Genomic DNA, 8,536 nt, shown 5'->3' on the forward strand with positions numbered 1-8,536 from the left:
GCTTTACGACGATGAATGATGACTATAGCAGTACCGAAGTAATCCCGAATGCCGAGAACCTTGACGATCTTATCCTCCGAGAGACCGTAGATCAAGTTTGTGGCTTCATCCAGACCGAGAAGCCACGCGACAAATATCGAATTGGCCGTCCTGGGCCAGGGCCTTGACCGCGATCAGCGCAGAGCCCCGCCATGATGGCGTGCGGAGCGAAGCCGTACATGATATGCGCCAAAGGTTCCGCAGAGTAATTTCTCCCTCTGCTACCGAACCCTGCGCGTGGTCAGAAGCTGTATGATCAGGCCGATGCCGAGGCTGCAACGGCGCCTGCGGTATTGCCGGAGAGGATAACGACTGGAAATAGCCAGCGGCAGAGGCGCGGGATCGGGTAAAGGCGCTTTCCGCGCCTAATCCTAAACAGCGGTACTATGCGATGTCCCGTATCAAAATTGCTTCGATTTGATGAGCCGTCAGATAGGATATGGCGGTAATGTTAAACATAGAAAAATATGATTTCCGTTGCATATATATGTTTTCTTTATCTGCATGCTTTATGAAGTGGTCGGTTGATATGTTGCTGCGCTCACGTCACTACTGGACTGGATGGATAGTGTTTTCCCTATACACTGGGCAGACTTTCACCGCGGATTGTTCTTACGAAGGATATGCCCAGGCATGAGTTCTGCAGACACCGAATGGCCGGTCTCGGTCGTCATAACGATCTGTAATCACGCGCATTACCTGGCGGATTCGATCGGGTCGATCTTGTCGCAGACCATGCCAGCGGCCGAGATCATCGTCGTTGACGACGGCTCCAGCGACAATGCTGCCGAGCTTGTATCCCGACATAGCAGTGTCAGATACATCCGCCAGGTCGACCAAGGCCTGTCGGCGGCGCGTAATACCGGCCTGCATGCGGCCAGTGCGAAATTGATCCTGTTTCTCGATGCCGATGACCGCCTGCTGCCGGAGGCGCTCGAGACCGGCGTGGCATGCTTTGCCCATGCTCCAGCCGCGGCCTATGTGTATGGCGGGTATCGGACGATATCCGAGGACGGCCGGCCGATCGGTGGCGATCGTTACACTGCCATTGGCGCTCGTCCTTATGAGGACCTGCTACGGGGAAATGTCATCGGCATGCATGCCGCCGTTCTTTACAACAGTAAGGTCCTGGCCGACGAGGGTGGCTTCGATACCGGCCTGAGACGCTGCGAGGACTATGACGTCTATCTGCGTCTTGCGGCCAGCTATCCGGTCGCCTCTCATCCCGCCATCATCGCCGAAGATCGCTGGCACAGGTCCAACCTGTCGGCCGATCATTCGGCCATGCTGGAGACGGTTCTCCGGATTCATAGTCGGCACGAACGTCAGGCGGACCCGGAACTGCAACAGGCCTGGAACGACGGGCGGATCATCTGGTCGGAATATTATACAATGGAAATGCTGAAATCTGCCTGGACTTCGATCAAGCAAGCGCCGTCGCCGCGGCTCGCGTGGAAGAACATCAGGGCATCGCTGCGTTCAAATCCATCTTTCGTTCGGCGCGAAGTCGCTCAGAGGATTTCCGCCAAGCTGCCGCGCAGCGTGGATGTCGCGATCCGGCGCCTGCTCGGAAAGAACTTGCCCGTGGGGGCGGTCAGATTGGGTGATCTCGACCGCATCACGCCGGTCAGTTTGAACTTCGGCTGGGATCGTGGCACGCCTGTCGACCGTGTCTATGTAGAACAGTATCTCGAAGCCAACAGGGACTGCATTCAGGGCCGGGTGCTCGAAATCGGCGACGACAGCTATAGCCGCCAGTTCGGCGGTGACAAAATCACATATCAGGATATCCTGCATGTGCATTCGGGAAACCCGATTGCCACAATCATAGGCGATATCTCCGTGGCGGGCACGTTGCCTGAAGGCGCATTCGATTGCCTGGTCCTAACTCAGACCCTGCATTTGATTTACGACATGAAGTCCGCGCTTGCCGAATTGCACAGGGCGCTGCGGCCCGGTGGAACGTTGTTGCTCACTGTTCCCGGGATTACACCGATCGATCGAGGCGAATGGGGCGACACCTGGTTCTGGTCGCTGACCGCTGCCTCCGCACCGCGTCTGGTCGGCGACGTCTTCGGCCGGGAAAATGTCACCTTCGATGTCTATGGCAACGCCTATTCGGCAACCGTGTTCCTGCAGGGGCTTGTGTCCGAGGAAGTGGATTTGGCCAAGCTCGAGGCAAAGGATAAGGCCTTTCCCGTCATCATCGGTCTTCGGGCGACGCGTTCTCATGATGCGTAGAATCGGAAGCACTGTTCACCGGTTTTACAGGGCGCTTGAGAGCCCGGATAGGCAGGAATCCGCTTGCCTGGGTGGTGATAATCGCTCAATCTTCGTTCTCTTTACAACACTATACCGCCGCCGCATTGGCGAGTTTCGCGGATATACGCACGTGATGACGAGAACTGTTCGAGTGTTCGATGAGGAGGGCTGGTCCGGTATGATCGAGGAAAATGGGTCCAGCCGACGGATGGGAGACTGAGATGGGGGAGGATTGGGCCAGCCGTCTGGGAGACATGGAGCAGTGGTATCGGGACCTGCTGCAGAAGAGCGAAGGCGAGCTTGACGAATATTTCGACCACGAGCTCCTGCGCCACAGGCCGTTTCTCGAATCGTTGCGCGGCAAGGTGATCGATATCGGCGGCGGGGCAGGGCTCCCGGCCCGCTTCCTCCATCCGAGCTGTGACTATTGGGTTATCGATCCGTCTGATGTGTGGACGGATCCCGAATGGCTGAAGTTCGGATCACGGTTTCGCCCACCTGAGTTACAGATCCATTTCATTCGCGCTACGGGGGAGGACCTGCCGTTCGAGGATCGCTCCTTTGACGCCGCCATGGCTTTCTGGAGCTTCAACCATATGGAAGACGCGGCCTCCTGCCTTGTGGAGATCGCCCGTGTGCTCAAACCCGGCGGGTCGGCCTATGTCGTGCTCGAAGATATGGAACCGACCTGGGGAGACATCGGCGGCTACAGCGCCAGGCGATTGGCCGCTCGCTTCGGAATGGATGGTGGAGCGAGCCGGGACTGGCACCGGGGGGACATCGTGGGCCTGAAGGCAAATGTGCGACAGAAGCTTTCGGGAAACCCCTGGCCGCTTCAGGACGACCATTTTCTCATCACCGAAGAAGCTTTTCGCGCCTGGTACGGGCCTCTGTTCCGCTTGCAGTCGCGGCAATGGCGTGGCGGCTTCCTGACCTACGAACTCGTTTCGCGATAGCGCGAAAAATACGGGTATGCTCTTGTGTCGCCGTCGGCAAGGTAGGCCAGCCAGTCATCTGGGCGGCCACTTTTCTGTTGTCGCCGACTTACTTTGTCCGTTCGATGGCGGCGAACAGCATGACCGTCCCCTCCTCGCCATGAGATCTGAGCAGGCCCTCCTCGAGGTCCCTCGTCCCCATCCCGTGCAGGGCGGCGATGGCGCTTGCGACGTTTCCATACGGGTGAACTTCGATGCAGTCGCCAGGGAAATTCTGCTGCAGCAGTTTGCATACGCCGGCATAAGTGAAGCGCCACAGATCCTCAGTTCCTGCCAAGGGTGGTAGAAGCGCGGGAAAGGAAATCAGAGCGGTGCCGCCTTCCTTCAGCCGATTGCGTATCGTGGCTAGGAAAGACGCGATGTCGGGCACGTATTGGACGATGTCGATCGCTATGATGCAGTCGAAGCGCAGGTCGGCCGGAGGAACATTTCCCGGTCTGCCGACGATGACGGTTTCTATAGCGTGGCCGAAGTTCCGGCTGCGTGAATCGTCGCCATATTCGAGGATTGCGCCAGTGATCCGATCCCTGAAACGAAGACAGAATTGGCGGGCGAATTCACGATCGACTGCCGTTCCACGGGTGCTTTCGCCGGCAAAAAGCGGGCTCGGCGTCTTCAAAGTTCCCCAGCTTACCGACTTCAAGCGCCGTTTGTCGTTCCGAAGAGCCCGGACGACAGCGTGGGCGCGATTGCGCAGTGCCGACGAGATCGTGATTCTCAGGCGCCAGATCGCGTTGTCGAGACGATATAGCCAGGGATGGCTGTATCGCGCGAGCGCGAGCCGAGCTGTAAACCTGAGCCTCCAGCCGGCTCGCGGCTCGCCGTCGATATAGGAACGCACTCTTTCGAAGTAGGATTTCTCGATCGGGTTCGGTTGGTCTCCCGACCATTCGCCGCTCGCGTCGGCAATCTGATAGCTCAGCGAATACTCGTCGTCGGGGCTGTTGCGGTATTTTGTCCAGATCCCGCCATGCAGATAGACATTGGTTTTCAGAAACACCTTCGTGAAGAACACCATGTCGTCATAGAGTCTGGGAAAGTCGTCGTCGAAACCTCCCGTGACATCCAGCAAAGCGCGCCTGAACATGCTGGCCGAAGGATAAGGCGAAATGTCCTGAGCACCGCGCGCGGTTGCCAGCAGCAAGCGTCGGAGCACCTTTTTTCCATCATAGATGCGATCGGCGTGCAGGCCGAGCACCGACGTCCAGTTCTTGAGCCTGTCGCGAGGACGGCCTGTCCAGTCATACCAGAATGAGACCTTGCTATAGAGGATGCCGATATCGGGAAACCGATCGAGCAGCGCCACCTGTTGCGAAAGTTTTTCCGACAGCCAAAAGTCGTCGGCATCCAGCATGGCGATGTATCTGCCGCGGGCATGACGGAAGCCGAGGTTGCGCGAGGCGCTCTTTCCGCGGTTCGCGCCACCTTCGTGTTCCAAGACCCGGATTTTTTGCGGATAGTCGCGGGCACAAGCATCGACAATGCTTCGCGCGGCGTCCCTGGAGCCATCGTCGACGATCAGAAGCTCCCAGGATTCGTAGTCCTGAGCGATGACGCTTTTGATCGCATCGCCGATGAAGCGTTCGGCGTTATAGAAAATAATCACGCACGAGACGACCGGCGAGCCCTCGTCATGACCGTGACCGTTCATTTCGACAGCTCTGACTGCGCCGCGATCTTGGCGGCAAGCAACTTGGCGCGGTCGTAGGTTCCGGTAAGCGCAATGCATGCGCCGACGAATTGCTGCAGGAGCAGCGCTTTCGGCATGGTTGGTGCCTTGGGCCTGGGCGAGACCAGCTCCCGAAGCATGGCGCGGATCCACCAGCGGATGAACGTATTTGCCTTTGGCCGCATCTCGGGATCGAAATCCCGAATCTTCGTCAGGAACGCCATGCAACCCATGCCCCAGCTTCGCCTGATCTGGCGCCTCAGTCCTTTCATGTCGCGCCGGTGCTCGTGCAAGACCAGCATCTGGGGCTGATAGACCAGGTCGTGGCCGTGCCGGACCACCTGGTAGAGCGCATCGAGATCACCGCCGCCCGGCAGGGCCGCGCCCATGTCCAGACCGATATCGAAGCCTTTGAGCCCGCGCATCACCTCCACCTTGAATGCCATGTTGCAGCCGTTGCCGAAGGCCGTCGAACAGGGATAAAGCGGATCGGAAGGATGTTCGCGCCCGAAGACGATCGGCAGGAAGCCTTTTCTGAAGCCGCCGATGCGCTCGACGACGATCTGTGCTTCGGTTTCCAGCGCGAAGGGCAGAGTCTGCCCCGCATAGGCGCCGGCTGACGGGGACATGGCCCAGGCTTGGTAAAGGCCTCTCATCCAGGCGGGGTCGACCACGGCGTCGTCGTCGATAAAGGCGAGGATCTCCCCTTTTGCCTCCTGAAGCGCGCGGTTTCGGGCAAAGTTCAATCCGGTCTTCGGTTCGAGGGCGTAGCGCGTACCGGGGAAGCGCGCCGCCACGTCCCGCGTTTGCGTGGTGACCGATGCATTGTCGATGACCAATATTTCCGGCAGCACCACGCCTTCCGGCAGGTCGAGGGCGTGGATGGCAGTGAGACAACGGTTCAGTAGGTCGGGATGATCCTTGGTGCAAATGACGATGGTGACCTGCGGCATCGGCCCATCAGCTATCGTCTCGGTCTCCTGCTGGTTCAGGCATTCCAGCGCAATCTCCTTCTCGATCCAGGCCGTCAGATCGGCAGCCCGGAGCGTGGACCCAGGCTGTCGATCCGCCATCAGAAAGCCCAAGGGCCGCTGGCCTCGCCTGACGTCGAGCGCGATCCCGCTGCAATCGGAAGGGATGGTTATATCCTGAGCCTGTCGGGCGATATCGACCCGCTCGATAAGGTATCGCATGGTTCAGAGATCCCTCGCTTCGGAAGCAGAATTGTCGAGCCGGTCAATCGTCCACGGCAGTCTCGGGCGGAAAGCGCCCGGCCAATGGCCAAACCAGCCATCCCTGCCATTGGGGCTGTCGAGAAGTTCGCACGAAATCAGCCGCGGCATCTGATAGGTGAGTTCATGCTCCCGAACCACCTGCAGGCTGAAATAAAGCGCGCCTTCGTTCAGGAGGTCGGCGGGGAAGAAGCATGTTTCGCGATAGTGTCCCCGAGCCCGTGCCGGTCTGGGGTTCCATGAGCCAAGTTCGCAGAGCAGGATGCCTTCGGCATTGTGCACAAGCCAGACCAGGTTGATATCCGCGTTCTCGATGGTGTTCACGTAATCCACCGCGAGGCAGAAGGGCGAGCCGATATCTATGGGATCGCCGGGCCTGCCATCCACCGGATAGATCGCGACGCGTTCCAGCCGGAAATCATCGTCTCCAGGAGCGTTTGAAGGATCCCAGATCTTGAGTGGAATGCCCTCGACGCCGGAAGAAAGCTTCAGATACTCATTGAGAACGTCGGCTGTCTGGCCATCCCCCCGCAATTGCCCGGCTTCGAACCACAATGCGCGTTGACAGAGGGATTGAATGGCCGTCAAGTTGTGGCTGACCAAGAGGATGGTCCGTCCGCTCTTTGCCACATCCGACATCCGGTCCATGCATTTTCGCTGGAAATTGGTATCACCCACCGCCAGGACTTCGTCGACCAGGAGGATTTCGCTTTCCAGGTGCGCAGCGACGGAGAAGGCGAGCCGCATATACATGCCGCTGGAATAGTGCTTGACGGGCATGTCAAGGAAGGCTTCGACGCCGGAAAAGTCGATGATCGCGTCCAGTTGCCCGGCAATCTCGCGTTTCGACATTCCCAGGATCGCACCGTTGAGGAATATGTTTTCGCGTCCGCTCAGCTCGGGATGGAAGCCTGCACCGACTTCGAGCAGCGAGCCGACGCGGCCGGAAAATCTGACGCTGCCCTGCGACGGCGGGGTGATACGAGACAGGATTTTCAACAGCGTGCTTTTTCCAGCGCCGTTATTGCCGACAATGCCCACGATCTCGCCGCGGTTTATGGTGAAAGATATGTCCTTGAGCGCCCAGAACACGCCGTTGTCGCGTTGGTCTGTGGGCGTCCTGCCGGCAACTCTTCTGCCCAGGGCGCGGCCGAATTCCGTGAGGGTTTCCGACAGGGTCGTGCGCTTTTGCCTGCTGTAGCGCTTCCAGATGTTGTTTACGGTGACGGCAGTCTYGGAACTATGGGCAGGGACACTATACGACATCGGCGAACCGGCCCTCCAGGCGATTGAAGACAAGGATGCCAATGGCAAACATTGCCGTCGAGACTAAGGCTGAGACGCCGATCATCAGCCAGGGGTCGCTTGACGTGCCAAGGCTCCAGCGCATGCCCTCGATGACGCCAGCCATCGGGTTGAGCGCCATCGCCATCCTGTATTCGGGCGGCAGAAGCTTTGTCGAATAGATCACGGGGGAGGCGAAGAACCATGCCTGAGCCAGAAAAGGCACGATGTGCTTGACGTCCCTGTAGATGACGTTGACGGCGGCAAGGAAAAAGCCCACGCCACAGGCTGCGAGAAAGGCAAGGCCGACGAGTGGGATGACGATCAGCATCTTCAGGGAAAGCGGAGTGTGAAAATACTGCAGGACGATGACTGCGAAGACGAGCGCGATCAGGAAATCGACAAGGGAAGACAGGATGGCGGAAAGAGGAATGGCCAGTCGCGCAAAGTAGCTCTTGCTGATCAGGCCGTCATTGTTGACCAGGCTCGACGCGGCGTTGATCATGCCGTTGGCGAAGAAATTCCAGAGCACCAAACCGGAGATAACGAAGACTGGATAAGGCAGGCCATCGGAAGGAATTCCGATGAATCTGCCGAAGATGCCGCTGAACAGGATCAGCGAGACGAGCGGCTGGATGAGAATCCAGGCGAGGCCCACATAGGTCTGGCTATAGCGAACCTTGAGGTCACGCCAGACGAGGAACTGGACGAGTTCGCGCCAGAGATAGATCTCGCGTAGTGTTTCGGCGAGAGATTTTCTTTCTGCCGAAATGAAGACATTCTGCCGTGAATGATGCTGTTCCGCGAATTGAGCCATCTGAAGGCGGCAACCCTTTTAAATAGTTTCGTGCGCGCCGGACTTTAGCAACGTGCCATTAGTTTTATCTTAAGGTCGGCTGTGTGCCGACAAGGATTGGATTGCGTCTGCCGGATGACGAAACATATGTTTCGGTGACCGGGCTTTTAACATAAGCCGCATCAAATCGTTAGAAAATTTACTGTAGTCATTCTGCTGTGTGGTAAATGCTGTCAACGGAGCGGAGCTTGGTCGGTCC

6 protein-coding genes are annotated in these 8,536 nt (G+C 58.2%); 2 read left to right on the plus strand and 4 right to left on the minus strand.

What is annotated here, in order from left to right; translation table 11 throughout:
* Positions 1-672 precede the first annotated feature (672 nt).
* Both AC1D06_RS40565 and AC1D06_RS40570 read left to right on the plus strand, forming a co-directional pair.
* On the plus strand, positions 673-2,280 hold the full coding sequence (locus AC1D06_RS40565) for a glycosyltransferase (protein WP_477991119.1): 1,608 nt from the start codon (positions 673-675) through the stop codon (positions 2,278-2,280).
* A gap of 242 nt (positions 2,281-2,522) precedes the next feature.
* Positions 2,523-3,257, plus strand: a complete 735-nt coding sequence (locus AC1D06_RS40570) for a class I SAM-dependent methyltransferase (RefSeq protein WP_477873990.1) — start codon at positions 2,523-2,525, stop codon at positions 3,255-3,257.
* An 88-nt stretch (positions 3,258-3,345) separates the two neighbouring features.
* Here AC1D06_RS40570 and AC1D06_RS40575 read toward each other — a convergent pair whose 3' ends face one another.
* Genes AC1D06_RS40575 through AC1D06_RS40590 form a run of 4 tightly spaced genes read right to left on the minus strand, consistent with a single transcriptional unit; the run spans position 3,346 to position 8,298 of the window.
* Positions 3,346-4,947, minus strand: a complete 1,602-nt coding sequence (locus tag AC1D06_RS40575) for a glycosyltransferase (RefSeq protein ID WP_477991120.1) — start codon at positions 4,945-4,947, stop codon at positions 3,346-3,348.
* Positions 4,944-6,158 (minus strand): glycosyltransferase family 2 protein, encoded by a 1,215-nt coding sequence (locus AC1D06_RS40580; protein WP_477991121.1) that lies wholly within the window; start codon positions 6,156-6,158, stop codon positions 4,944-4,946. The genes AC1D06_RS40575 and AC1D06_RS40580 overlap by 4 nt, the downstream gene beginning before the upstream one ends.
* A gap of 3 nt (positions 6,159-6,161) precedes the next feature.
* Positions 6,162-7,463 carry an ABC transporter ATP-binding protein gene (locus AC1D06_RS40585; protein WP_477991122.1) on the minus strand — a complete coding sequence of 434 codons (1,302 nt, stop codon included), beginning with the start codon at positions 7,461-7,463 and terminating at the stop codon, positions 6,162-6,164.
* Positions 7,453-8,298, minus strand: coding sequence for an ABC transporter permease (locus tag AC1D06_RS40590; protein ID WP_477873998.1), 846 nt, complete (start codon positions 8,296-8,298; stop codon positions 7,453-7,455). Before AC1D06_RS40590 ends, AC1D06_RS40585 begins: the two co-directional genes overlap by 11 nt.
* Positions 8,299-8,536 lie beyond the last annotated feature (238 nt).

This window comes from Rhizobium sp. P2_G2 (genome assembly GCF_056403555.1).